The organism is Rhodococcus sp. 15-725-2-2b, from assembly GCF_002259075.1.
Lineage (GTDB): Bacteria > Actinomycetota > Actinomycetes > Mycobacteriales > Mycobacteriaceae > Rhodococcoides.
The window spans coordinates 35,327-59,262 of record NZ_NPFL01000028.1 but is presented as its reverse complement, the minus strand read 5'-3'; the positions used below and the strand labels follow the sequence as shown (position 1 = coordinate 59,262).

23 protein-coding genes and 1 pseudogene are annotated in these 23,936 nt (G+C 64.2%); 9 read left to right on the top strand and 15 right to left on the bottom strand.

Annotation, left to right across the window (positions count from 1 at the left end):
* Position 1 precedes the first annotated feature (1 nt).
* Complete coding sequence (locus CH306_RS28060; RefSeq protein WP_256981296.1) at positions 2-688, bottom strand: GntR family transcriptional regulator; 687 nt, start codon at positions 686-688, stop codon at positions 2-4.
* A 219-nt stretch (positions 689-907) separates the two neighbouring features.
* Here CH306_RS28060 and CH306_RS28055 point away from each other — a divergent pair, with 219 nt between their 5' ends.
* From CH306_RS28055 to CH306_RS28040, 4 genes are read left to right on the top strand one after another with little or no spacing between them, the layout of a single operon-like run.
* Entirely contained in the window at positions 908-2,053 is a 1,146-nt protein-coding gene (locus CH306_RS28055; protein ID WP_094648500.1) for a thiolase family protein, read from the top strand.
* 1 nt (position 2,054) lies between these two features.
* Positions 2,055-2,495: a Zn-ribbon domain-containing OB-fold protein gene (locus CH306_RS28050; protein WP_256981295.1), complete on the top strand. Its 441-nt coding sequence runs from the start codon at positions 2,055-2,057 to the stop codon at positions 2,493-2,495.
* Complete coding sequence (locus tag CH306_RS28045; RefSeq protein WP_094648499.1) at positions 2,492-3,382, top strand: SMP-30/gluconolactonase/LRE family protein; 891 nt, start codon at positions 2,492-2,494, stop codon at positions 3,380-3,382. Before CH306_RS28050 ends, CH306_RS28045 begins: the two co-directional genes overlap by 4 nt.
* Positions 3,379-4,122 carry a carboxymuconolactone decarboxylase family protein gene (locus CH306_RS28040; RefSeq protein WP_094648498.1) on the top strand — a complete coding sequence of 248 codons (744 nt, stop codon included), beginning with the start codon at positions 3,379-3,381 and terminating at the stop codon, positions 4,120-4,122. The genes CH306_RS28045 and CH306_RS28040 overlap by 4 nt, the downstream gene beginning before the upstream one ends.
* Positions 4,123-4,227: 105 nt before the next feature.
* On the opposite strand, the pseudogene CH306_RS28035 reads toward CH306_RS28040, so the two are convergent.
* The 3 genes and pseudogenes from CH306_RS28035 to CH306_RS28020 form a co-directional block, all read right to left on the bottom strand.
* Positions 4,228-4,377, bottom strand: a pseudogene (locus CH306_RS28035) (MerR family transcriptional regulator); the annotation flags it as partial.
* A gap of 428 nt (positions 4,378-4,805) precedes the next feature.
* Positions 4,806-5,786, bottom strand: coding sequence for a DUF368 domain-containing protein (locus CH306_RS28030; protein ID WP_094648497.1), 981 nt, complete (start codon positions 5,784-5,786; stop codon positions 4,806-4,808).
* A gap of 273 nt (positions 5,787-6,059) precedes the next feature.
* On the bottom strand, positions 6,060-6,974 hold the full coding sequence (locus CH306_RS28020) for an aldo/keto reductase (protein WP_094648495.1): 915 nt from the start codon (positions 6,972-6,974) through the stop codon (positions 6,060-6,062).
* 169 nt (positions 6,975-7,143) lie between these two features.
* Between CH306_RS28020 and cynS the strand changes: the two genes are divergently transcribed.
* Entirely contained in the window at positions 7,144-7,593 is a 450-nt protein-coding gene (gene cynS / locus CH306_RS28015; RefSeq protein ID WP_094648494.1) for a cyanase, read from the top strand.
* Between the two features lie 14 nt (positions 7,594-7,607).
* On the opposite strand, the gene CH306_RS28010 is transcribed toward cynS, so the two are convergent.
* The 9 genes from CH306_RS28010 to dnaK all read right to left on the bottom strand — a co-directional run bounded on the left by CH306_RS28010 (position 7,608) and on the right by dnaK (position 17,647).
* Positions 7,608-8,885 carry an esterase/lipase family protein gene (locus tag CH306_RS28010; protein WP_143545431.1) on the bottom strand — a complete coding sequence of 426 codons (1,278 nt, stop codon included), beginning with the start codon at positions 8,883-8,885 and terminating at the stop codon, positions 7,608-7,610.
* 63 nt (positions 8,886-8,948) lie between these two features.
* Complete coding sequence (locus CH306_RS28005; RefSeq protein WP_094648492.1) at positions 8,949-10,649, bottom strand: FAD-dependent oxidoreductase; 1,701 nt, start codon at positions 10,647-10,649, stop codon at positions 8,949-8,951.
* Complete coding sequence (locus tag CH306_RS28000; protein WP_082898839.1) at positions 10,627-10,893, bottom strand: ubiquitin carboxyl-terminal hydrolase 14; 267 nt, start codon at positions 10,891-10,893, stop codon at positions 10,627-10,629. The genes CH306_RS28005 and CH306_RS28000 overlap by 23 nt, the downstream gene beginning before the upstream one ends.
* Positions 10,890-11,342 (bottom strand): thioredoxin, encoded by a 453-nt coding sequence (trxA, locus tag CH306_RS27995; RefSeq protein ID WP_094648491.1) that lies wholly within the window; start codon positions 11,340-11,342, stop codon positions 10,890-10,892. Before trxA ends, CH306_RS28000 begins: the two co-directional genes overlap by 4 nt.
* 14 nt (positions 11,343-11,356) lie before the next feature.
* On the bottom strand, positions 11,357-13,990 hold the full coding sequence (gene clpB, locus CH306_RS27990; protein ID WP_094648490.1) for an ATP-dependent chaperone ClpB: 2,634 nt from the start codon (positions 13,988-13,990) through the stop codon (positions 11,357-11,359).
* Positions 13,972-14,301, bottom strand: a complete 330-nt coding sequence (locus CH306_RS27985; RefSeq protein ID WP_094648489.1) for a chaperone modulator CbpM — start codon at positions 14,299-14,301, stop codon at positions 13,972-13,974. The genes clpB and CH306_RS27985 overlap by 19 nt, the downstream gene beginning before the upstream one ends.
* Positions 14,298-15,227, bottom strand: coding sequence for a DnaJ C-terminal domain-containing protein (locus CH306_RS27980; RefSeq protein ID WP_068055997.1), 930 nt, complete (start codon positions 15,225-15,227; stop codon positions 14,298-14,300). The genes CH306_RS27985 and CH306_RS27980 overlap by 4 nt, the downstream gene beginning before the upstream one ends.
* A 6-nt stretch (positions 15,228-15,233) precedes the next feature.
* Positions 15,234-15,758: a nucleotide exchange factor GrpE gene (locus CH306_RS27975; protein WP_032396037.1), complete on the bottom strand. Its 525-nt coding sequence runs from the start codon at positions 15,756-15,758 to the stop codon at positions 15,234-15,236.
* An 8-nt stretch (positions 15,759-15,766) separates the two neighbouring features.
* Positions 15,767-17,647 carry a molecular chaperone DnaK gene (dnaK, locus tag CH306_RS27970; protein ID WP_032396347.1) on the bottom strand — a complete coding sequence of 627 codons (1,881 nt, stop codon included), beginning with the start codon at positions 17,645-17,647 and terminating at the stop codon, positions 15,767-15,769.
* Positions 17,648-18,244: 597 nt separating this feature from the next.
* Here dnaK and CH306_RS27965 point away from each other — a divergent pair.
* The gene (locus CH306_RS27965; protein ID WP_032376247.1) at positions 18,245-18,541 is read left to right on the top strand and encodes a putative quinol monooxygenase; all 297 of its coding nucleotides are present in this window, start codon (positions 18,245-18,247) and stop codon (positions 18,539-18,541) included.
* A gap of 139 nt (positions 18,542-18,680) precedes the next feature.
* Here CH306_RS27965 and CH306_RS27960 read toward each other — a convergent pair whose 3' ends face one another.
* Entirely contained in the window at positions 18,681-19,673 is a 993-nt protein-coding gene (locus tag CH306_RS27960; RefSeq protein WP_094648488.1) for a phytanoyl-CoA dioxygenase family protein, read from the bottom strand.
* A complete protein-coding gene (locus CH306_RS27955; protein ID WP_179281807.1) occupies positions 19,664-20,476 on the bottom strand; it encodes a class I SAM-dependent methyltransferase in 813 nt (270 codons plus the stop codon). Before CH306_RS27955 ends, CH306_RS27960 begins: the two co-directional genes overlap by 10 nt.
* Positions 20,477-20,539: 63 nt before the next feature.
* On the opposite strand from CH306_RS27955, the gene CH306_RS27950 reads away from it, so the two are divergent.
* The 3 genes from CH306_RS27950 to CH306_RS27940 all read left to right on the top strand — a co-directional run bounded on the left by CH306_RS27950 (position 20,540) and on the right by CH306_RS27940 (position 23,901).
* Positions 20,540-21,400 (top strand): class I SAM-dependent methyltransferase, encoded by an 861-nt coding sequence (locus CH306_RS27950; protein ID WP_143545430.1) that lies wholly within the window; start codon positions 20,540-20,542, stop codon positions 21,398-21,400.
* Positions 21,401-21,630: 230 nt separating this feature from the next.
* Complete coding sequence (locus tag CH306_RS27945; protein ID WP_094648485.1) at positions 21,631-22,551, top strand: oxygenase MpaB family protein; 921 nt, start codon at positions 21,631-21,633, stop codon at positions 22,549-22,551.
* Between the two features lie 135 nt (positions 22,552-22,686).
* On the top strand, positions 22,687-23,901 hold the full coding sequence (locus CH306_RS27940; RefSeq protein WP_094648484.1) for an acyl-CoA dehydrogenase family protein: 1,215 nt from the start codon (positions 22,687-22,689) through the stop codon (positions 23,899-23,901).
* Positions 23,902-23,936 lie beyond the last annotated feature (35 nt).

Sequence of the window (23,936 nt, the reverse complement as noted above, 5' to 3'; positions counted from 1 at the left end):
GTCAGCTGCCGAGAATTCCCTTGTCGTCCAGAAATTTCTGGAGAACCACGCCCGAGCGCTCGATGTGGACGCGCATCGCGGCCGCTGCCCGCTCGGGGTCCCTGGTCTTCATCGCCTCGAGGATTTCGGTCCGCTCGTCGGTCGGTGGGTACAGTCCGGTCGTCTCGTAGAACCTGTTGGGGACGTAGGACAGAGCGACAGCGAGCAGCATGGCGATCTTCGGCGAGTCGGCACTGTGGTTGATGAGGCGATGGAAGTCGCTGTTGAGCCGTTGCACTGCGACCCCGTCGCTAGCGTCGACGGCGACCACGAGCTCGTCGTGTACCCGCGCGAGTTCGTTCACCTGCTCCCAGCTCAGACGCGTCGCGGCACGCCTGGCGAGCTCGGCGGCGAGATCCGCTTGCACGCCGAAGATGTCGTCGATGTCGGACCGGCGCAGCTCCAATACCCTGAAGCCCTTCCGTGGTTCGAGGCGAAGGAAACCTTGACCTCGCAGCGCCTGCAGCCCTTCTCTGACCGGCGTTTGACTGACACCCAAGTGCGCCGCCAGAGTCTCCGTTCGAATGTACCGGCCGGCCTCGAATTTCCCGGTCATGATCTCCTCGCGCACGAAGGCCTCGACCTCGGCGGAGAGTTGCTTCCTCCCACCCACCTGCGCTGCGGCGGGCGACACTTTCTCGCTGTTCACACTCGGCCTCCTCGGCGCTCCGGCGACACATTCTTCGGGCTTGCGCCATCGAAAGCGCGCTCAGGAGGCATTCTATACAAAAGGAGGGATCATCGCTCAAAGCTTCGCCGCAGGCTTCGAAAGGTTACGCTCCTGGGGATTATTATATATAATATTTTTACTGAGCTCCGTGATCACTTGGTCGGTCCGGTCGACTACGAGAGAAGAGATGCGAGAAAAATGACATCAGCCAACGGACCGAAGGGAACAAGCGCCATCGTTGGCGTCGGCACCACGCCCTTCGGCAAACTACCCGGATACTCCGCCGACGACCTCGGCAGCTGGGCTCTGTACGAAGCGCTCAGTGATGCAGCGTTGACGGTCAAGGACATCGATGGACTCATAGTGAACCGCGTGAGTTCATACGAGGCTGTCGCCGCCAATCTCGGCATCCAGCCCAGCTGGATGGCTCAACTCCCATCCGAGGGAAGGATGTCCGGCACGTCGATCGAGATGGCAGCCATGGCGATTTCTACCGGTCTGTGCAGGCGTGTTGCGTTGGTGTACGGCAACAACGGGCGGTCGGCAGGTGCCACCTACGGAGGCGTTGTCGGCGAAGCTTACGGAACGTCTGCGGATCTGACTGCCCCGTACGGCTTCACATCCCCCGGCGCGTTCTACTCCATGATGTACCAGCGTCACAAATACTTGTACGGCACCACCGACGATCAGCTGGCGACAGTGGCGATGACATTCCGTCACAATGCCTCACTGAACGAGAATGCCGTCATGCGGAGGCCGCTCAGTCTCGACGAGTACCACAATTCCCGCTATATCGTCGAACCCCTGCACGTCATGGACTATTGCCTCATCAACGACGGCGGCGTGGCCTTGATCATGTGCGCCGCAGACGAAGCCGCCGACTACCCGAACCCACCCGCTTATGTCCTGGGTTATGGACAGCAAGGGCAGCTGATCAATTCCGACTTCCCTCCCGGGGACAATTGGTGTGATGCCACCCGAGCCGTCGGGGAGCGCACCTACCGCATGGCGGATGTGAAGCGCGCCGACGTGGATGCATTGATGGTGTACGACAACTTCAGCCCCAATGTGTTGTTCGCGCTCGAAGGGCTTGGATTCTGCGAACAGGGCGAAGGTGGCGATTACATCCAGGGCGGCCGAATCGGTATCGGAGGCGAGCTACCTCTCAACACCAGCGGCGGCCATCTCTCCGAAAGTTATATGCAGGGATGGGGACTCACGGTCGAGGCAGTGCGTCAAATACGGCGGACGTGCGGTGCGCGTCAATTGGAACGGACCTCGATCATCCAGTACGTCTGCCCCTCGCCGGTCGTTTCCTCGATAATCTACGGATCGGATTATTAGAATGAATTCTCCAACAGTGCCTTTCACTCCGGCATCCAAACTGCTGAAACCGTACTTCGAGGCTCTCGATCGGCACGAACTGATGACCACTCGTTGCTTCGGGTGCGGGGTGACCCAGTTTCCCCCTCGGGCGGCCTGTAGCAGTTGCGGGGCTTTCGGTTCATTCGAGTGGATCGAATCGACAGGGAGAGGAGCGATCTGGACTTTCGGTGTATTTCACAAAATGTACTTTCCGAATTTCGGTCCGCTGCCGTACAACGTGGCCGTGGTCGAGCTCGACGAAGGAACCAAACTCATCACCAACATCGTCGGATTGGACAACACGGAACTGACGATAGGCATGCGTGTCCGCGCTGCATTCGTGGACATAGACGGCCACACGGCCGTCCGGTTCGAGCGCGACCAGGTTGGCACCGACCCCAAGGAAAGTAGGACCCGATGACGATGCAGGAAGCGCCAGCGTCGCTCGAACTTCCCGATGGCGCGATTGTGCTCGCAAGCGGTGTCGGATTCACCGAAGGACCGGTCAAGATCGACGACACCTCGATTGCGGTGACCAGCATCAATCGCGGTCACGTCTATCAGGTTCCCTTGGATGGATCCGGGCCCACACTGTTGTGCGAAACCGGAGGTGGTCCGAACGGACTCGCCCTTGGCCCCAGCGGTGAATTGTGGATCACCCAGAACGGCGGAACTGCGATGCCTTCGCGCTCGAAACTCCCGGCCGCGCCTTCGCTGCAGCGATGGGCAAACGGCACTCTGAGCGTCGAACTGTCGGGAACGGTGTCTGCGCCCAGCGACTGCGTTATCGGTCCTGATGGTCGACTGTGGTTCACCGACACCGCCGAGCATGCAATCGGCGAGGTCAAGCCCGGGCGGCTGCACGCATACGATCCGAAGACCGGCGATCTCGAAACGCAGTTCGATGGACTCATGTTTCCCAATGGCCTGGCTTTCGACAGCACCCGTGGCAAGTTGTACGTCGCCGAAACGGCAACCGACTCCGTTCGCCGTTACGACGTCACCGAGAAAGGATGCACGCCGGACGGATGGGCCGTTACCCTTGAGCGAGGCCGCCCGGACGGCATGGCAGTCGATTCCGCCGGTTGGCTCTGGATCGCCGGCAGCTCCGGCGACAACGTTGTGGCCGTTGATGATCAAGGCGAGATCTGTCATGAAATTCTGTTCGGCAACCGCGTGCTCGTGACCAGCGTGTGCTTCGCAGGCGCAGCGCTCGACCAGATGATCGTGACCATCGCAAAAGGCGGAACCGTCGTATCGATCCCTGCCATTCACACCGGCCTTCCGCTCCCGGTCACTGCACTGTGAGCGCCGACGATGTCCGCGGCAAAGTCGAACGGGTGTACGGGAGCGTCAGTCGGCAATGGGAACTGCTGATCGAACTGGACCTCGTATTCGCCGAGGCCTATGCCGAGTACCTGGACGCTGCGTTCTCGGCCGCTGAGCTCGATCCTCACATTCGCGAGCTTCTGCTGCTGGCCCACGACGCATCGATGACAGTGCTTGACCAGCACGGGGTCGACGAGCGAATTCGGAGAGCACTCCAACTCGGAGCGAGTCGACGCGAGATACTCGATGTCCTCGAGCTTCTTTCGATGATTTCCACGCACAGCCTCGCTATCGGCTTACCGCTCGCCTTCGACCCAGAGGACTACGGTGTTCCAGAATCGACGAGCGGAGGGTATTGGGACGCATTCGAGGCCCCATTTCCCGGTGTACACGGGATGATGAGCACGCACACTCCACGCCTGTTTTCTGCCTATCGCTCGATGGGAAAGGTGCTGTGGCGAAAGGACGGGCTCGCACCGAAGTGGCGCGAATTGACGTTGGTGGTTGCCGATCTCTCGACCACCCACTTGTACGGTGCCGGTGCGAAGCTTCACATCGACAATGCCCGACGCTATGGCGCTACAGATTCGGAAATCGTTGCTGCAGTTGCCCTTACCATTCCTTTTTCGGCCAACACCATCGAATTGGGTCTGCGCGCGCTGAGCAACGTCGAGAGCGCGGCTGCATCCGTGTCGAGCGTCGGTCCTGAGGATTGGTAACGCCGGAAAACGACGCTGAGGATCGTCCGAAGCCGCCACAGAAGTGTTCTGGGCAGTCTGCGACTCGCCATTTCCTGAGGTCGGTGCCGGGGTGTCGATGAGTTCGCGAATTTTCTTTACCCGGTCTATCAAACACTCGTCGTATTCTCGGTACCCGTTGTCGAGTCGACGCGGGCTGATCAGGCCCTGTTCTTGGTAGTAGCGAAGAATTCTCGGCGGGACGCCTGTCGTGCTCGCCAGCTCTCCGATGCGCATTGCTCCTCCTGACGATTTGACCTTCGCACTAATGGCACGTTGACGATGGGTGAGTCGGTAGTTGCGTGCGGGGTGGGGTCGCTGATGCCTTGCTCTTCGGTGTCACGAGCGTGTCACATGTCGGTACGAACGGACCTGGATTCGGGTGGTGCTGCCTGGACGATTGACACAGGTCAGAGCCTCTGTGGTGGTTCCATGCGGACGTATCCGGTTGTCTCGCAACATACTTGTGAGCGAGCGGTCAACGGTTCGATCCCGTTGGGAGGCTCCACTGCTCCGATCCCGCTGCTGGGGTCGGAGTTTTTGTCTGTGGTGGCCGGTGCGGACGGCTCGCGCGCACATACGCCCCTCGTGGGAATTCACGGTGCCTGTAGGAGGTGCGAATTCCGACGAGGGGAGTGGATTGCCGGCTACGCCGACCGTTTCGGTCAGGGCGTACGCGTGGCGGCCAGTCGATGCTGAACGATGGCGACCACAGCCACGACCGCAACTCCGACGGCGAAGAGGCCCGCGGCGGCGGGCCATTCGTTGCCGACAGCCAGCAGTTCTCTGTTCTCGCCCTGCCACGGCCACAGTGCACGCAACGACCCCAACAGCAGGCCGGCAGCGGCGACCATCGCCAGGTCGTGGTAGTTCGCCAGCAACCGTTCGAGCACTCGAACGAAGCTGACCAACCCCACCAGAGCACCTAGGGCGAACACGGCCAGGTACGTCAGGTTCCGCTCGTCGACGGCCGTGAGCGTCGGCGCATACAGGCCGATGACCAGCAGAAAGAACGAGCCAGATACACCTGGCAGCACGAGCGCACATATTGCGATCGTCGCGGCGAAGAACACCAGAATCAACGACGGATTCGACGCCTCGACCCCGGGTAGCGACGTGAGAACGACGACCGCGACAGCGAGAACGACGAACAGAACCACGGCGGACAGTCGGGACCTGATGGTGGGGAAAGCTCCACGACTGATCTCCATGAACGGGATCGCCACCGACATCGCGATCATGCCCATGAACAGTGCCTTCGAGTAGACGGGCTGATCCGTGACGAAATCCGCCATGATCCCCGCCACCGAGAACACCATCAACAGCATGCCGACGCCGACCGTGACGAGCAGCCACCAATCGACCTGGCGGACCTCGGCACGCACGTCGGACCGCGTGAGCACGGCCTTGGGGATGTCCGTCAGATGCTTCGCCGACGCGATAGCCCTGGTGTAGATCCCGGTGACCAGGGCGACCGTGCCGCCGGAGACCCCGGGAACCGTTTCCGCCAGACCGATCAGACCGCCGCGAACGACGTTGGCCGCCAATTCCGTCGCCGGCGGCCGCCCCCTGACAACGTCATCGAGTCCGGGTCGATCCTGCTCCTTGTCACCATGTTCGGAGGGCGTCTGCCGGTTCGTCGTCATGCCCGAATCGTCCCAAACGCCGCAATGCCGCTCGACACCGGCTCGACAAGCTCGGGTGTGATCGCACCCGCTTGCGAGCGTTCGACGGTTCGATCCGCCCTCCCCATACCGCCGTCACGAATCAGCTCCCCGTTCTTGTGAACCCGACGCCGATCGGAGTCGGGTATCCGAAACGGAGGAGCCGATCCGAGGTCGTCGGTCGCAGAGACGGCCTCCGCGAACATCGGCGTGGATCCGAGTATTCAGCGGACGATCAGCTCGTGCCAGAACCGATCACGTCCAGTCCAGTCGAGAGCGGTTGTCCCAGTACATCTCTGGCGATTCTGCAAGATCCGGATCGCTCGCTGCGATCAGTTCGCGGTCGATCGACAGAGCAGCGACATTCTGCTCGAGTTGTGCCGCTGTGGCCGCGCCGGAGAGCACGACATCGGCCCAGGGTTGGGCGAGTGCACGTGCCAGCGCCAGTGCGTCGCGGCCGATTCCGGCGGAGTCCGCGACGCGGGCGAGTGCAGAATCTTCGGCCACCAGTCGGCCGTTGGCCATGGCCTCTTTGACGACGACGAACCAGCCGGCTTCGTGTGCTCGTGCCAACGCCGGGCCGACGGACGGCTCGAGGGGGTTCCACGTCGACTGCACCGAGCTGAACACCCCGATCTCCAGCGCTGCATGCACCACGTCGGCTTGATGTGGCCCGCTGGTGCTGATGCCGATTCGGGTACCACTCTCGGCTAGGGCACGTAGGTCGTCGAGCAGGGCAGTGTCGCTCAGGGCTGGACTGTCCGGGGTGACGCTGTGGATCAGGTAGTGGTCCGGTGCACCGCCGAGGTCGCGCAGAGTCTGCGGCCACTGCTCGGCCAAGCGGGCAACCGAGTGCTCTTTCACTTCGTGCACCTCGGCACCCCGCTGGAAATCGGCGACGTACGCGTATCCCCATTTGGAGCCGATCACCAGCTCGTCTCGCCGAGAAGGGTGTCGCGACAACCAGCTGCCGAGGAAGCGCTCGGCAAAGCCGTAGGAGCGCGCGACGTCGAAGTGTCTGATTCCGCTGTCCCATGCGGCGTCGAGTACTGCGTGGCACAGCTGCTCGAGGGCTGCCGGATCGAATCGCCCGTCGACGGCATCGGAGTGCCCGACCGTCAGGTACTCGGGGCGTCCGAGGGCGGCAAGGCCGAGACCGAGTTGGGTCATGTCGTCAGTACTTTCGTTGTGCCGTGGCGGAAACAACCACCATATCTGCGATCGGACCGTGCTCGCGTGATCGATACCAGATGTTGCGAGGCAGGATCATCGAGCTGAGACTGTGAACTCGGGGCGCACTCGGTGTGCGCCTGCAGTACGGCCACGAAGGAGAGAGCTGTTGACCGATTTTTCAGGTAAGCCATTGATCGGCGAGATTCGGCTTGCACGAGCTCGAGCCGGATTGAGTTGGGCCGCTGTGGCCGAGGCCATCGACATGCCGGTGGCATGGACGGTGTCGGCACTCTACGGACAGCATCCCCTCAGCCTCGCCCAGGCCGACCTCCTTGCCGAAAAACTGGGCATGCCCGACGGTTCGTTGTTCGAGCTGACCCTGGCCCCCTATCGCGGGTCGCTCGGCATCTCCTCGGACCCCACGGTCTACCGATTCCACGAGGCGCTGCAGGTGTACGGCCCTGCGCTCAAAGAACTGATCGCCGAGGAGTTCGGCGACGGCATCATGAGTGCCATCAACTTCACGATGAACATCGAACGACGCCCGCACGAGGACGGAGATCGTGTCGTGGTGACGTTCGACGGGAAGTTCCTCGACTATCGATGGACCGAGTAGGCCGAAATCGACAGTCAGGGGGACGATTCGGAAGATGGGCCGACCAGTGCGCGTCGCATCCATTCGTACACTCTCTCGTCGTTGAGGAGGGTGAAGTGGTGTGCGCTGTTGATCGCCAGACCGTCGTCCGGACGAAGTCCTATGTCACGCAGCTTGTTCCGCCCTCCGGCGCTGTCCGTACGGACCAGGCCGTCGCCCACGAAGATTCCGATCGGGTGTCGCGGGTTTCCTGTGATGACGGCGGACGCGTGATGATGCCGCACCCCCTCCGGAACCGAGATGTCCGCGGCCGCTCCGACGTCGAATCCGTCGGCGTAGCTGGCATGTCCCTCGTCCTCGGTGATCGATCCGTGAATCAGGTCGCGGACTCCGGCGCTTCGACGCGCCAACAGGTTCGCGAACGGACGGGTCTCGGGCGCTATTGCCAGCGCTGCCGTGGCGACGTGAACGCCGCGCGCAAGCGGCGCACCCAGATGTGGTGTCCCCAGGGTGAATACGTCCGTCAACAGCTCCACCCATCGGCGGCCGCTCTCCGCAGCGTGGTGTGCGGCGCTGCGCGAGACCAGCCCGCCCATGGAATGACCGACCAGGGTGATGCGGTGAACCCTGACGGGCCAGGCCAGCACGAGCTGTTCCAACAGGTCCGACAGGTCGGCACCGTTGGTGGCAATTCGACGACCGGTGTTGTAGCGCAGAAAGATCGAGGTCGTTCCGGATTCTGAGTCCAGGCGCTCCCCGTACGTGGGTCGCCCACCGAGCCGCCATGCCGATTCGGTCTCCACGAGCCCGTGCAGGAACACCACGAGGTGCGCTCCCGCGTCGGGAAACGCCGTGGCCAGGGCGCGGTACTTGGTAACTACCGGGCGTCCGTCGACACGTATCGACATCGGGTAGGCGAGGACCCGGGAACTGCGCTCCATGTCGTCGCCGATGAGACCGTGCAGGACGGCGATGGTCTGAGCGCCGCGGGTGGTGTGCGACGGTGACGGCCGCGCATCGTCCTCGGTGACCTCGTCGCCGGTCACGTCGGAACTGCCGGTCAGTGCACCGACTGCTGTGGCTGCGCCGGTGCAGGCGGCTGTGATGGTCGCGTAGGTTCCGGCGGCGATCGCGTCGTGCATCAGCTGCGTCGGCACGGCGGCCGGCCCGACGCCGAGTTTCACGGCGGCAAATGTGCGTCGTGCAATGGCCGAGTGAACTGCGCGAACACCACCCGTGGCCGATGCCAGCTCGCGAAGCGCGATTTCTGCGAGTTCACCCAACTCCTGTGTGCGCTGAGTTCTCTTCCCCACTCGATTCAGTGTACGTGTGTCCACTGGATCCGTCAGGGCTGCGATGGTTGCGGTTGTCCCACGTCACCGTCGCTCGAAATACTCGTGGACCTGGCGTACCGACATCGCTCCTTCACCGACTGCGGATGCGACTCGCTTCACCGATCCGCTGCGGACGTCGCCCGCGGCGAACAGGCCGGGTCGGCTCGTTTCGAGCGTCCCGCACAGCGCTGCTCCGATCTGTAGGGCGCCGTCTCCACGAGCGAGAGCTGCGTCCGTACCGGTGACGACGAACCCGTGTTCGTCGAGTGCGATGGCGTCGGCAAGCCACCCCGTGTAAGGCGTCGCTCCGATGAACACGAACAGGGCGTGCGCTCTGATCGTGGCCTGTTCGCCCGTGCGGTTGTTCTCGACCACGACTTCGTCGAGGTACTTCTTGCCGCGGACCTCGCGAACCTCGGTGTGGCGGTGCACGGTCACGTGCGGGTGGTGCTCGATCTGGTCGACCAGGTAACGGGACATGCTCTTTCCGAGATCGTCATTGCGGATGAGCAAGTGGACGTCCGAAACATGTTCGGCGAGAAACACTGTCGCCTGGCCTGCGGAGTTACCGCCGCCGACGATGGCCACCGGGTCGGTCCCGCACATGCGGGCTTCCTGATGAGTGGCGGCGTAGTACACACTCGTGCCTTCCAGTTCCGCGATACCGGGAACGGTCAACTTGCGGTAGCGCGCACCGGTGGCGAGCACGATGGACCGGCCGCGAACCGTGCCGCCGTCAGAGAGCCGGAGCACGTGGTACCCGGCTTCGGACGTCAATCCGGTCACCTCTGCCGAGACCAGGATGCGGGCACCGAACTTGTCGGCCTGGATCACAGCCCGCTCGGCCAATTCGGATCCGGAGATTCCGGCCGGGAATCCCAGATAGTTCTCGATTCGGGAGGAGGTGCTGGCCTGTCCCCCTGCGGCGATCGTCTCCAGTGTCACCGTGTTCAACCCGTCCGACGCTCCGTATACGGATGCGGCCAGTCCGGCCGGTCCTGCACCCACGACGACGAGATCGAACACGTCCTGGGCAGCGTTCGGCACGGAAAGTCCGACGATGCGGGCGAGCTCTGTGTTCGTCGGATTGCGCAGTACCTTCTCGCCGTGCCAGATGACGACGGGAACGTCCTCGGGGGCGATGTCCAGGCTGCGCAACAGCTGCTCCGCCCGCTCGTCCCGCTCCAGATCGATCCATTTGTGAGGCAATCGATTTCGCATTGCGAATTCTCGAAGCCGCAACGTGTCCGGTGAATAGCAGGACCCGATGATCCGGAACCCCGAGCCGAGCCCGATCAGCAGGTGTCGACGCAGCAGGTAAGCCCGCAGGATCAGATCGCTCAGCACTGGATCGTGGGCAACCAGTTCGCGCACCCGTTCGGCGGGAGTGACGAGCAGCTCGCCGTCTTCGATCGCTTCGGCGGTGTAGAACGCCACCTGACCTTCGAGCAGTCCGAGCTCAACCAAGAAGCGGCCGGGTCCGTGCACGCGAAGTATTCGACGTTCACCGTCCCGGTCACCCTCGTCGAGAACGGCGACCTTGCCGGACAGAACGACGAAGAAGTCATTGCTGGGCGCACCCTCGCGTATCAGCACTTCTCCGGTACGAACCGATCGACGTGTGCCACCGACCTCGAGCACTGCGACCTGATCGTCCGTCAGCCGCGGGAACGCGCCGTGCTCGTCCGTGGTCTCGTCGACGACCGCTGGTCCGGCGTCCTCAGACGAAATTTCGGTCGACATAACACCACCTCCAATCTTCTCCGGGTTCCATCGACCGAACGATCGGATGACCGACGACATGTGCGTGCGCGCTCGCGTGTCTGCCCGGCGAGGAGTCGCAACACCCGACGTGCCCGCATGTCAGGCACAGCCTCAGGTGCACCCACGGGGTGCCGAGACGCAGGCATTCTTCGCAGCCCTGCGGAGTTCTGGGCACCACGGACCGGATTGCATCGACGTGCGGGTCCACTGGCACGAACGTCATGATGTCGCCTCCTTGCCTGCATTCTCCGAAAGCGCTCGATCGAGCCATGCGCGTAGCTGGGGTACCGGGGCTGCACCGGCCTGCCGAGCGAGGACCTCACCTCGATCCATCACCAGCAGGGTCGGCACGGCCCTGACGGTGAATCGTTCGGACGTCAGGGGTGCGGCATCCACGTCGACCTTGACCAGCTTGATCCGGCCCGCGCGTTCTCCGGCGAGCTGTTCGAGCGCCGGGCTGACCATGCGGCACGGTCCGCACCAGGTCGCCCAGAGATCGACGAGTACGGGCACCGAGGGGTGTTCGGCGATCTCCGCGAAGTCCTCGTCCCGTGCTGCGGCGATCCACGGCAGCGGCTCGTGGCAGTTCCCGCACCGGGGTGTCCCGCCCGCTGCGGCAGGCACCCTGTTGACCTTGCCGCAGTGCGCGCACTTCACCTTGTCCGATTCCATGGCGACATCTCCTCTCAGGCCGCCGCGACGGCGGGTTCCGCATACGCGACGACGAGTTCTCCGTCGACCACCGTGACGGTGATGGTGCCGCCTGGTTCGATGTCCCCTCGCAGTAACGCGCGACCGATCTTGGTCTCGACCTCGTGGGCGATGTACCGACGCAATGGCCGTGCACCGTAGACCGGGTCGAATCCGCGTTCGGCGACGAGCCTGCGCGCGTCCGGGGTGATGTCCAGATCGATCCTGCGCTCCGACAACCGGTTTCGAAGATCGGTGAGCTGCAACCCGACGATGTGCTCGATCTGGGGCAGGGTGAGTGGGGTGAACAGCACGATGTCGTCGACCCGGTTGAGGAACTCGGGACGGAAATGCCCACGCAGTTCCGCGAGAACCCGCTCGCGGGCGTTCGGCTCGATCTCGCCGTCGGGTGTGACTCCTTCGAGGAGATGCTGGGAACCGATGTTGGAGGTCATGATGATCACCGTGTTCCTGAAATCGACCTGCCTGCCTTGTGAATCGGTGATCCGGCCGTCGTCGAGCACCTGTAGCAGGGTATTGAACACATCTGCGTGCGCCTTCTCGATCTCGTCGAAAAGCACAACCGAGTACGGCTTTCGGCGCACCGCCTCGGTGAGCTGTCCGCCCTCGTCGTACCCCACGTATCCGGGAGGTGCCCCGATGAGCCGGCTCACCGTGTGCCGCTCCTGGTACTCGCTCATGTCCAGGCGCACCATGTTGTCTTCGCTGTCGAAGAGAGCGCCGGCCAATGTTTTTGCGAGCTCGGTCTTTCCCACGCCCGTCGGGCCCAGAAAGATGAACGACCCGATCGGCCGGCGTGGATCACGGATGCCGGACCTCGCCCGGATCACCGCGTCCGCGACCAGCTGCACCGCCTCGTCCTGACCCACGACCCTCTCGTGCAGAATCTCGTCGAGCTGCAACAACTTCTGTCGCTCGCCTTCCTGCAGCCGAGCGACCGGGATCGAAGTCCACGCAGCCACGATTTCGGCGATCTCGTCCTCGGTGACCACTTCGCGCAACAACGGGCTCCGGCCTTGTCTGGTGACCAGCTGCTCCTCTGCCGACTCGAGCCTGCGTTCGAGCTCGACGATCTCGCCGTAGCGCAACTCGGCGGCCCGATTGAGGTCGTAGGCGCGCTCCGCCTCCTCGGCCTCGTGGCGCAAGCGCTCGAGCTCACTCCGTAGCTCTTGCACCCGGCGGATCGCCTGTCGCTCCGCCTCCCACTGAGCGTGCCGGGCATCGGCCTCGGCCCGCAGATCGGCCAGCTCCTTGCGCAGCTCGTCGAGACGTGCCTTGCTCGCTCCGTCGGTCTCCTTGGACAGCGCGGCATCTTCGATCTCGAGCCGGGTCACCTTCCGGGTGAGTTCGTCGAGTTCGGCCGGCATCGAATCGATTTCGGTGCGTAACCGAGCGCACGCCTCGTCGACCAGATCGATGGCCTTGTCCGGGAGAAAGCGGTCGGTGATGTAGCGGTGCGAGAGGGTGACGGCAGCGACGAGAGCGCCGTCCTGAATCTTCACGCCGTGAAACACCTCGAGGCGTTCGCGGAGTCCGCGCAGGATCGAGATGGCATCCTCGGCGCTCGGCTCGTCGACGAGGACGGTCTGGAACCGTCGCTCCAGTGCCGCATCGGATTCGATGTGCTTGCGATACTCGTCGAGCGTGGTGGCACCGATCATGTGCAGCTCGCCTCGGGCGAGCATCGGCTTGAGCATGTTGCCGGCGTCGAGAGACCCCTCACCGCCCACTGATCCCGCACCGACCACGGTATGCAACTCGTCGACGAACAACAGAATCCGCCCGTCGGCTGCCTTCACCTCGGCCAGCACCGCCTGCAGACGCTCCTCGAATTCCCCGCGGTACTTCGCGCCGGCCACCAGGGAACCCATGTCGAGTGAGAAGATCGTTCTGTCGCGCAGGCCTTCCGGAACGTCGCCGCGGACGATCCGCTGGGCAAGGCCCTCGACGATCGCGGTCTTCCCGACGCCGGGGTCGCCGATCAGAACCGGATTGTTCTTGGTCTTGCGGCTCAGGATCTGCGTGACCCTGCGGATTTCGGCGTCTCGTCCGATCACCGGATCGAGTTTGCCCGCCCGCCCCTCGGCGACCAGATCGCGTCCGTACTTCTCCAGCGCGTCGTACGCACCTTCCGGGCTGGCCGAGGTGACGCGTTGATTGCCGCGCACCTTCGTCAGCGCTGTGAGGAAGGAGTCCCTGGTGATTCCGTGACGGGCGAGTACTCGCCCTGCCGCAGTGGCCGAACCCTCTTCGGCGAGGCCCATCAGGAGATGCTCCACCGACACGTAGGAATCCTTGAGCCGCTTCGCCTCTCGATCGGCGGCGTCGAGGAGCACGGACAAGCGTCGGGTGATCGTCACCTGACCGGTCCCGGCACCGGGGCCGCTGACCTTGGGCCTTCGCGAGAGTTCACGTTCCAGATCGGATTGCAGGGCATCGACCTCGGCACCGGCCTGCTCGAGCAATCGGGGCACCAAGCCATCCTGCTGACCGACCAAGGCGAGCAGTAGGTGCTCTCCGTCGACCTCGGTGTGACCCATTCTGGTCGCAAGGCTCTGGGCCTCCTGCAGTGCTTCGCGCGACTTCTCGGTCAGGTTGCTGATGTCCATGTGGTTGTCCTCCTTCTGCGGGAAGATGCTTCGAGTGTCTCGATTCGTTCCAGCAGGTCGAGCACGAGCCCGATTGCCGAGTAGTTCAGGCCGAGACCGGTCCGCAGTCGTCGAATGCGGGCTGCATGGGCCACTTCGGTTGATGCGAAGAACATTTCGCCACCTACGACGCGATCGGCGTCGAGCAGACCGAGGACCACGAGCTTCCGTGCAAGTTCCGGATGCAGCCCCGTACGTTCGGCGAAGGCGTCGGTCGACAATTCGGTGCGTCGAACCAGTACGTACCGGACCACCGGGTTCGGGTCGCTCATGTCTTTGTCCTCGGATCGAAGTTCGATTCTGCGGCCAACTGCTCGAACAGTGCGCGTTCGCGTGCTGTCGGTTTCGACGGCACCATCACCTTGATCTCGGCGTACAGGTTGCCGTTGGTGCCACGTGGATTCGGCATTCCTTCGCCGCGCAGTCGCAGCTTCCTTCCAGTCGACGAGCCCGGAGCCACTTTCACTTTCGCCTCGCCACCCGGGGTGGGAACGGCGACGGTCGCCCCGAGGACCGCCTCCCATGGCGATACCGGGAGGTCGACGTGAATGTCTCGGCCCTGTACTCGGAACCGGGAATGTGGCTCGATCCGCACCACGAGGTACAGATCCCCCGGCGGCGCGCCGCCGTTGCTCCGTCCGCCTTGTCCGGCCAACCGAATTCGCTGGCCGTCCACGACCCCGGCCGGAATGTCGACGTCGTACTGCCGTCCGTCCAGTCCGAGCGTGCGTGTGCCGCCCCGGTACGCCTCCTCGACCGTCAAGGCCAGTTCCGCTTCCTGATCGGCACCGGGAATCGGCCCGTACCCGCCACCGCCGCCGAACATCTGCCCGAAGAGGTCGTCGAGATCGACACCACCGTCGCCACCGGGACCGAAGTGCACGCGTCTGCTCCCGCGGTCGTATCCTCCGCCACTGTTCCCGCCACCGCGGTATCCACCCGAGTGGGTGCGGGTCCGTTCGTCGTAATCCTCGGGGACACGCCGAAAGTCGGCACCGAACCGGTCGTAGCGTTTCCGAGTGTCCGGGTCGGACAACACCTGGTAGGCCTCGTTCATCTCCTTGAACGTGTCTTCCGCTGCGGGGTCCTTGTTCACGTCGGGGTGATACTTGCGAGCCAGCTTGCGGTAGGCCTGCTGGATCTCGTCGGTGCTCGCACCCCGCGGGACTCCGAGCGATTCGTAGTGGTCACGCGCCATCGGTGCTCACCCCTCGGGGCGGCTGACGACCACCGACGCCGGCCGCAGTTGCCGTCCGTCCTCTCCGTAACCCGGACGGACGACGTCGATCACGGTCCCGGACGGAAGGTCGGGCCGGACCACCACGCTGACCACTTCGTGCAATTGCGGGGAGAACGGAACTCCGACCTCGTCGTGACGCTCGAAACCGAACCGTGACAGCACCTGCACCGCCTGATCGCGGATCGCCTTGACGCCGTCGACAACGGTCTGCGAATCGCTGTCCGCATGTGCCAACGCAAGTTCCAGATTGTCCAGTACCGGCAGCCACGCCGCGGACACCTTCGTCACCTCCGCGGCCCGTTCTCGCTCCAGGTCCTTGGCATACCGCTTGCGCAGGTTGTCCAGATCGGCAAGGGCTCTGCGCCAGCGGTCGTCGAGTCGAGCCTCCTCGGCACTCGTGGCGGCGTGATCCGGTACCGTCTCGGTTCGATCGCCTTCCGTGACGTCGGCCGCTGGTTCGGGTGTCGAATGATCTGCAGCCCTTTCCATCTCGTGCCTCAGCTTCGATCGAATTCGGCGTCGATCACGTCGTCGTCATCGGTCGAGGCCGCGTCCGCGCCACCGACCTGACGTCCGTCACCGCCGTCCTGTACCGGCACGAGCCCGTAGAGGAGCTGTTGGAGCTCGGAGGCGAGTGGTTGTACATCTGCAGGCGAAGCGCCGTCCTTCACTGCCTTTCTGGCATCGGCGATCAGCATCTCGGCCCGTGCCCTGTCGTGCGGTGGCGCGCTGTCACCGAGTTCGGCGAGTCGCCGTTCCACCTGATACGCAACGGAATCGAGTTCGTTGCGCGCGTCGACAGCTTTGCGCAGCGCCTCGTCATCGCCCCGATTCCGTTCGGCCTCGGCCAGCATGCGTTCGACCTCGCTCGGGTCCAGATTGCTCTGCTCACTGATCGTGATGCTCTGTTCCTTGCCGGTGTCCTTGTCCCTGGCCGTGACATTGAGGATGCCGTTGGCGTCGATATCGAACGTGACCTCGACCTGGGCGTCGCCGCGCGGTGCGGGCCGGATGTCTTCCAGACGGAAACGTCCGAGCGAACGGTTGTCGGCGGCCCGCTCGCGTTCGCCCTGCAGCACAACGACATCCACGGCGGACTGCTCGTCCTCCGCGGTGGAGAACACTTCGCTGCGGCGGGCCGGGATGGTCGTGTTGCGCTCGATGATCTTGGTCATCACCCCGCCCTGTGTCTCGACGCCGAGAGACAGCGGGGTGACGTCGAGCAGCAGCACGTCGGAGACCTCGCCCTTGAGCACGCCGGCTTGAACCGCCGCGCCGAGAGCCACGACTTCGTCCGGATTGACGCCCATGTGGGGGTCCTTGCCGCCGGTGAGCCGCCGAACCAGGGCTTGCACCGCCGGGATGCGCGTCGAACCACCGACCAGAATCACTTCGTCTATGTCGTTGGCGGTGACCTTGGCATCACTCATTGCCTGTTTCACCGGGTCGAGGCAGCGCTCCACGAGATCCGCCGTCAGATCCTCGAACTTCGATCGCATGACGGTGGTCGTGAGGTGCTTGGGACCGTCCGAATCGGCGGTGACGAACGGCAGGTTGACCTGGGCCTGGGTCACCGAGGACAACTCGACCTTGGCCTTCTCTGCGGCCTCGAAAAGGCGCTGCAACGCCTGTGCGTCCTTGCGCAGATCGATGTTCTCCACCTGCTGGAAGTCGTCGGCGAGGTAGTCCACCAGGCGTCGATCGAAGTCGTCCCCGCCCAGGTGAGAGTCGCCGGCCGTCGACCGAACCTCGACGACGCCCTCGCCGACGTCGAGCAAGCTCACATCGAAGGTGCCGCCGCCGAGGTCGAAGACCAGTACGGTTTCGTGGACCTGCTTGTCCATGCCGTACGCCAGCGCCGCAGCGGTCGGCTCGTTGATGATCCGCAGGACTTCGAGGCCCGCGATACGGCCGGCGTCCTTGGTGGCGTTGCGCTGCGCGTCGTTGAAGTACGCAGGAACTGTGATGACCGCTTCCTTGACCTTCTCGCCGAGAAACTTGCTCGCGTCGTCGACGAGCTTGCGCAGTACGAGGGCACTGATCTCCTCCGGCGCATACTTCTTGCCCCGCACATCGATTCGGGCCTCGCCGTTGTCACCGGCCACGATGTCGAAGCTGACCGCTCTTGCCTCATCGGAGATCTCGTCGTAGTGGCGTCCGATGAAGCGTTTCGCCGAGTAGATCGTGCCCTTCGGATTCAAGATCGCCTGCCGTCGGGCAAGCTGACCCACCAGCCGTTCTCCGCTCTCGGTGAAGGCCACCACCGACGGCGTCGTCCGCGCTCCCTCGATATTGGAGATCACCACCGGCTCGCCGCCTTGCCAGCTGGCGATGACGGAGTTGGTGGTGCCCAGGTCTATACCCACAGCAGTCGCCATGACTCGTTCCTTTCGATCGGTCCGGCCGGTGAGCATGTGGACAGCGGCGTCCGTTACCCCGACATCGGCGAAGACTTCGTAGTGAGGTGGTTGTACTGGTTGGTACGAGTCGAGATCGGCACGCCTGTTGGGAAATGCAGGTCGAGAAGGTGGCCGACGCACCCGCAGTGAAAAATGATGGGATGAGAACGAATGCGGCTGGTAGACAGCATTATTCACCGTACAACGGAGGTCGACCGCCTGAATCCCTGGTCGCGACTGTCGACGTCGGCCAGTGTCGGTCGTTCGATATTCTGTATCCGTGCAACAGATCGTGATGTTCGAGCCGATACGCGGTGTGGGCAGTTCGAAGCAGCACACTGAACTGACCGGTAACCCAAAATGTTGGCACATCAACATGTTTCGCGACGTGACCGAAATTCGGCCGGCGCTGCACCTGGCGTGCTTATTCCCTCTACCGGTCGAGTCTCCTCTCTCGGCTGCGAGATTACCAGGGGTAAAACCAAATTCGATCGCGCGCGGACTGCAGGCCCTTCCCTTTGCCGGTCCGAGGTGTGATGCTTGGCCGTGTCCACCACTTCGAACAGGAGAATCGTCATGGTCACCAAGGCACTGCTGGTCCGACTCGAAGCCAAGCCCGGCAAGGAAGATGCAGTCGAGGAGTTTCTCCGGTCGGCCCAACCGCTCGTCGAACAGGAGCCCGGCACCCGACCCTGGTTGGCGGTACGGTTCGGCCCATCGACGTTCGGCATCGTCGATGCTTTCCCGGACGACGCCGCCCGTGAAACGCATCTCAACGGACCGGTCGGCCAGGCTCTCGGCGAACGGGCGGACGAACTCTTCGCCTCGCCGCCTGAAATAAGCTACCTCGATGTACTCGCCGAGAAACTTTGACGGTTCCTCCGTCTGCGATGCAGCCCACCTCATTCGGAAGGGAGCGGTCGCATCGGTGCCGGTAGTGCCAGGGTCTGTTGCGCCACTACGGCAGCGTCGACCGATCCCATCGCATGGGGTCTCGGGCGAGCAGTCCGGTTCAGTCTCGGCGGCCGACCACCGGGTTCAGTTCGGAGGCCGCGAGGCCGCCGGGCTCGACACCGGGGAGGAACTCGCGCCACGTGCCACTGATCAGTGTCGGCGATTCCACGACCCGAGCCCCGTCGGCGAAATAGGTGGTGGCCAGTGCTCGGCGCGGCTGTGTCGTCCGATTCGGCCCGGCGGTGTGGAAGCACAGCGCGGAGTGGAACGACACGTCGCCCACTTCGAATGGCTCCGATGCCACCGCGACGCTGCGCTCGACGAAGCGCTGGGCGACGGCCTCGTCGTACGACGTGCCGACCTTGTCGAACTCCAGGTCTTCGACCTCGTCGAGCACGTCTGCTCCGCGCGCGAACGACAGCGGACCCATTCGGCCGGGGATGGCCGACATCGGCATCCACGCAGTGACCGCCTGGACGGTCTGCAGTGGGAAATGCTCCGCGTCGTGATGCCAGGGCGTGCGTCCACAGCCGGGCTCCTTGGACAGCGCGTTGTCGTGGTAGAGCCGCACGGCCGGTTCGTCCAGCAAGGCCGCGGCCAGGCCGCCGATCCGGGGCGAGAGTGCCACGGCACGCATCAGGTCGTCGTGGAGCCACATCTGCTCCAGTGCGGTGAACCGACCGGCAACGTTCTCGCCGTGCTCGGCGCGCAGTAGCTCCTCGAGGCGCTCGGCGAGGCGTCGTACCACGGCAGGGGAGAACACGGCGGGCAGCCGAACGAAGGCCTCCCGGGCGAAGGACCCGACCGCGGCCGGGTCGAGGTCGTACGGCTCGGCAAGCTCACGCTCGACCTGCTCGTCGGACGCTGCGTCGACGTCCGGCAGGCCCGGCCCGTCGACCAACTCGGCGGGCACCTGGTCGTTGGCAGCCAGAGTGACGTACCAATCCCACCAGTCCTGATCGTCGCCTGCCCAGTCCTGGTCGATACCGCCATCGCGATTCTGCTGGGGGAGCCGTTCGTTCGTCGGAGCCGCAGGTTCGTTCAGAGCCACAGCAGGGCCGCCTCGTGCGAGAAGGTGTAGGAACCCGACTCGTCGCGACAGGAGGCGAGGTAGTCGCCCAGCACCGGTGCAGCCTCCATCTCCTCCAGCGACACGGAGTCGTCGAAGGCGCAGCGCTGCAGAAAGCCCTCGGCGACAACACGATCGGATGTCCCGGTGGTGTACGTGACGCGCTGGTCGCGCACATCCGCGCCGGCTCGGATCAGCGCGTCGCGCACCTGCTCGGCCGTCGTGTACGGGGTCGCGTCACGCACGCCTGCCCGGAAGGCGTCGTAGAACGCCAGGTAGTGGGAGCTCGCCGTGGCCTGCGCGACCAAACCGAGGCCGCCGGGGGCCAATGCAGCCACGAATCGTTCGGCTGCGGCATCCAATTCTGTGGGCGGAAGGGCGTACAGCGCGTGGGTGGCCCACACGATGTCGTACCCGGTCCGATCCGCCGGCAGGTCCTGCAGGGTCATCACCAGGTCGTCTCGAGGCACGAACGGTGTGCCGAGGGCTCCGCGAGCCTCGGCCACCGAGAAGGCAGACGGGTCGAGCAGGTCGTAGGCCAGCTCGGGCACCGTCCACAGATCGGTGTAGCGGCGTAGAGCGGTGGGGAACTTGCCGCTGCCGCAGGCCACGTCGAGCAGCGACCAGCCGTCGCGGCTGTGCTCGGCGAGCAGGGCGGGCCAGTCGGCGGCCAGTGCCAGTTGGTGGTAGTCCTCCGTGGCCAGGGCGTAGAAGGCCTCCATGCCCGTGCGGCCGGCCTCGCTCCAGTGCTCGAGACTGCGCTCGGCCGTGTCTCCGTTGCTCATGGCACTCCTCTCGGGAAGCCAACCGCAACGCATTCCCGGGTGCGTCGTGGTTCACTCGATGTGGTGTCCAACATAGCTCCGTATCCGTCGAGCGACGCTGCAGCCGGGCTCCTCGACGCGTTACGCGCCCTGCGGCGTGACTCCGGGCCTCTGCCCGGTCTCGCGCCCGACTCCTACGCCCGAGACCACGCCGCTTTCGAGCGACTGTCCGACCAGCGCGGTCTGATCGCCGCGCACCTCGCCGCCCGGCTGGCAGCGATGGGGGATGGACCGATTTCGGTGCTGTCGGTGGGCTGCGGTGACGGGTCGCTCGACGTCCGGCTCGCCGCCGGTCTGGTGGAGCGGCTGTCCGGCGAACCGGTGCGGTACGTGGGTATCGACCCCTGGCCCGGGAGTGTGGAGTTGTTCACCGCCAGGATGGCCGCGCTGACGAACGCCGAGCTCAGCGTCGATGCGCACGTCGCGTCCTTCGGCGACGCCCCGGTCGACGAGACTTTCGACGTCGTGTTGTTCGTGCACTCGATGTACTACGTCGCCGACGTGGGGGCGACGCTGCGAAGCGCTCTCGACTTGCTGCGGCCCGGCGGTGAGCTGTGGGTGGCCGTTGCACCGTCGGCTGCGCTCAACGCTCTGGTGGGCGTTCTCGCCCCGCCGCTGGAGGGTCACCGGCAGTGGTTCAGTGCAGACGTCGAGAAAGCCTTCGTCGACGGCGGGATCGCAGTGGACGACGTGGCCACTCTGGACGCGTTGGTAGACCTCGCCTCTGCCGGCGACGAGGTACTCGACTTCGCAGTGCAGGCCCGGCTGACTCCCGAGTTGTACGGCACCGTGCGGGCCTATCTCGACGCGGTCTCGGTGCCGGGCACCGACGGCAGACTTCGGGTGCCGCACCCGGTCGACGTGTTCGCCGCAACCCGTCGTTGACCGGTCACGCAGGATCTGCGCCGACGATGTGCGGCCCTTCGCCGCGAATGAGCTCCGCGGGCCAGGAAAGTCGCCCCTCGTCCTGACCCACAGCGCGCGAACGGGGGGAATTGCCACCGGAGGCGCAAATCTCCGGTGACATATTGACACGAAGACGTTCCTAGTTGCATGGTGAACTGAGAACGGTGCCGTTCCTGTTTGGTGCCGATGACGGAACGTGGAGGTAAGTCATGGCAACGAACGCGGCACTGATGTCTCGGAAGTGGGTGACGGGGCGGGCGGTCGGTCGCCGGATCGAGGAACTCGACCCGGTTGTGGGCAACGAGGAAGCCACGCATCTGAGCCTCGAAGTGCGTTATGGCGACGCCATTTTCGCCCATGCCGCGTACACCGTGGCATTCGCTCGACAGGTGGCGGTTCCGTCGATCGCGCGAATTCTGTACCGGACCGGTACCGGCGACATGATGCACGACGTGCGCAGACGCAACGACGACACGCTGCTTTTCTTCGGCGAGATGCTCCATCACGGGCATTCCAGCGAATACGGCCGATCGATCATCGACCGCATGGAGCAGATCCACTCGCGGTTCGGTATCACCGACGACGACAAGCTGTACACATTGGGTTCGCTGGCCTTCGAGCCGGACCGCATCGTCGAACATCTCGGGTTGAGCGTCTTCACCGACAACGAGCGTGAAGCGCGTTTTCACTTCTGGCGTCAGGTCGGGGAGTACATGGGCCTCGATGTTCCGCAGACGCGAGAGCGCTTCTTGCGCTGGACCTTCGACTACGAGTCTCGGTACGAGCACACCGACGGTGCCCGCAAGATCGTCGATCAATTGTTCGTCGATTGGCAGGAGCGATGGTTCCCCGGTCGGACGAAGCGCTTCGCCGACGGCATTCTGCTGTCGGTGTTCACCGAAGACCTGCGTGCGATACATCGATTGCCCGAGCCGTCCCGAGGCCATCGGCATGTCGTGCCGCCGGCGATCGGTGCGTACCTGGCATTTCAGGGCGTTCGCCCGCATCGGCCCCACCGATCCTGGTCCGACCACTTCGGAACGCGGCATCCCAAGCCGCTGGACATTCCCACACTCGGCCACCGCAGGGCCGTCGGACGCACCGAGGGCCCGGCACTGGGAAGCCGTTGATGGACAACAGAGTCACGAGGACTCCGATGTACGCACGCGACGAGGCCGAAGTAGTCCCGACCGTCGGGCCCTCCAGTCGTTCGATCCCTCGCACGGCAGTGGACGAATCACGTTGCTCTGACAGATAGTGGTCCGATGGACACGCTGAATCCCGATGTACCCGACGACGTCTTCGCCGACGTGTTGAAGCAGGTCTCGCAGTTCGTGCGGTCGCGTGTCGTCCCGCGCGAACTCGAGATCATGAACACCGATGCCATCCCGGAGGATCTGCGCACGCAGGCTGCCGAGATGGGATTGTTCGGCTATGCGCTTCCGCAGGAGTGGGGTGGGCTGGGCCTGAATCTGATTCAGGATGTCGAGTTCGCGATGGAGCTCGGGTACACCTCGCTGGCGTTGCGATCGATGTTCGGCACCAACAACGGAATTGCCGGGCAGGTGCTGGTGGGATTCGGCACCGAGGAACAGAAGGCGAAATGGTTGCCGGGCATGGCGTCCGGTGACGTCGTTGCCTCCTTCGCGCTGACCGAGGACGGGGCCGGATCCAATCCGGCGGGCCTGAAGACCACCGCGACGGTCGACGGCTCCGGGTGGGTCATCAACGGCAGCAAGCGGTACATCACCAATGCGCCGATCGCGAACATGTTCGTCGTCTTCGCGAAACTGGACCCGAAACCGCTGAGCGGCAACGGTATTGCGGTATTCCTGGTTCCCGCCGACGCTGCGGGAATCGAGGTCGGTGTCAAGGACGCGAAGATGGGGCAGCAGGGATCCGGCACGGCCGACGTGAACTTCACCGACGTACGCGTCGAGGCCGACGCCTTGGTTGGCGGCAACAGCGATGCGGGAGTGGAGCCTGCGGAACGACTCATGATCGATATCGGCTACAAGGCGGCGATGACGTCGTTGGCGCGGGGGCGTGTACATATTGCGGCGCTGGCCGTCGGTCAGGCGCAGCGTGCGCTGGACGAATCGGTCTCGTATGCCGCGGCGTCCACGCAGGGCGGTGAGCCGATCGGGAACTTCCAACTGGTGCAGGCCATGATCGCCGATCAGCAGGTCGGTGTGATGGCGGGCCGGGCCATGGTCCGTGAGGCTGCGCGGGCGTGGGTGCAGGAGACCGATCGGCGTATCGCGCCGTCCGCGGTGAAACTCTTCTGCACCGAGATGGTGGGCAAGGTGGCCGATCTCGCCGTCCAGATCCACGGTGGTGCGGGGTACATGCGTGAGGTTCCGGTCGAGCGCATCTATCGGGATGTGCGACTGCTGCGCCTGTACGAGGGCACGAGCGAAATTCAGCGACTGATCGTCGGTGGCGGCCTGATCCGGGCCGAACAGAAGCGTAACTCGTAAGCGCGGTTCGGCTCGATGGAAATGCTCGGAGGGAT

Coding starts and splice junctions, on each gene's coding strand:
- CH306_RS28055 (WP_094648500.1), top strand. CDS start 908: ATGACATCAGCCAACGGACCGAAGGGAACAAGCGCCATCGTTGGCGTC.
- CH306_RS28000 (WP_082898839.1), bottom strand. CDS start 10,893: ATGACGTTCGTGCCAGTGGACCCGCACGTCGATGCAATCCGGTCCGTG.
- CH306_RS27985 (WP_094648489.1), bottom strand. CDS start 14,301: ATGAGCGACCCGAACCCGGTGGTCCGGTACGTACTGGTTCGACGCACC.
- dnaK (WP_032396347.1), bottom strand. CDS start 17,647: ATGGCGACTGCTGTGGGTATAGACCTGGGCACCACCAACTCCGTCATC.
- CH306_RS27965 (WP_032376247.1), top strand. CDS start 18,245: ATGGTCACCAAGGCACTGCTGGTCCGACTCGAAGCCAAGCCCGGCAAG.
- CH306_RS27975 (WP_032396037.1), bottom strand. CDS start 15,758: ATGGAAAGGGCTGCAGATCATTCGACACCCGAACCAGCGGCCGACGTC.
- CH306_RS28005 (WP_094648492.1), bottom strand. CDS start 10,649: ATGTCGACCGAAATTTCGTCTGAGGACGCCGGACCAGCGGTCGTCGAC.
- clpB (WP_094648490.1), bottom strand. CDS start 13,990: ATGGACATCAGCAACCTGACCGAGAAGTCGCGCGAAGCACTGCAGGAG.
- CH306_RS28045 (WP_094648499.1), top strand. CDS start 2,492: ATGACGATGCAGGAAGCGCCAGCGTCGCTCGAACTTCCCGATGGCGCG.
- CH306_RS27945 (WP_094648485.1), top strand. CDS start 21,631: ATGGCAACGAACGCGGCACTGATGTCTCGGAAGTGGGTGACGGGGCGG.
- CH306_RS28030 (WP_094648497.1), bottom strand. CDS start 5,786: ATGACGACGAACCGGCAGACGCCCTCCGAACATGGTGACAAGGAGCAG.
- CH306_RS27955 (WP_179281807.1), bottom strand. CDS start 20,476: ATGAGCAACGGAGACACGGCCGAGCGCAGTCTCGAGCACTGGAGCGAG.
- CH306_RS28020 (WP_094648495.1), bottom strand. CDS start 6,974: ATGACCCAACTCGGTCTCGGCCTTGCCGCCCTCGGACGCCCCGAGTAC.
- CH306_RS27980 (WP_068055997.1), bottom strand. CDS start 15,227: ATGGCGCGTGACCACTACGAATCGCTCGGAGTCCCGCGGGGTGCGAGC.
- trxA (WP_094648491.1), bottom strand. CDS start 11,342: ATGGAATCGGACAAGGTGAAGTGCGCGCACTGCGGCAAGGTCAACAGG.
- CH306_RS27940 (WP_094648484.1), top strand. CDS start 22,687: ATGGACACGCTGAATCCCGATGTACCCGACGACGTCTTCGCCGACGTG.
- CH306_RS28050 (WP_256981295.1), top strand. CDS start 2,055: ATGAATTCTCCAACAGTGCCTTTCACTCCGGCATCCAAACTGCTGAAA.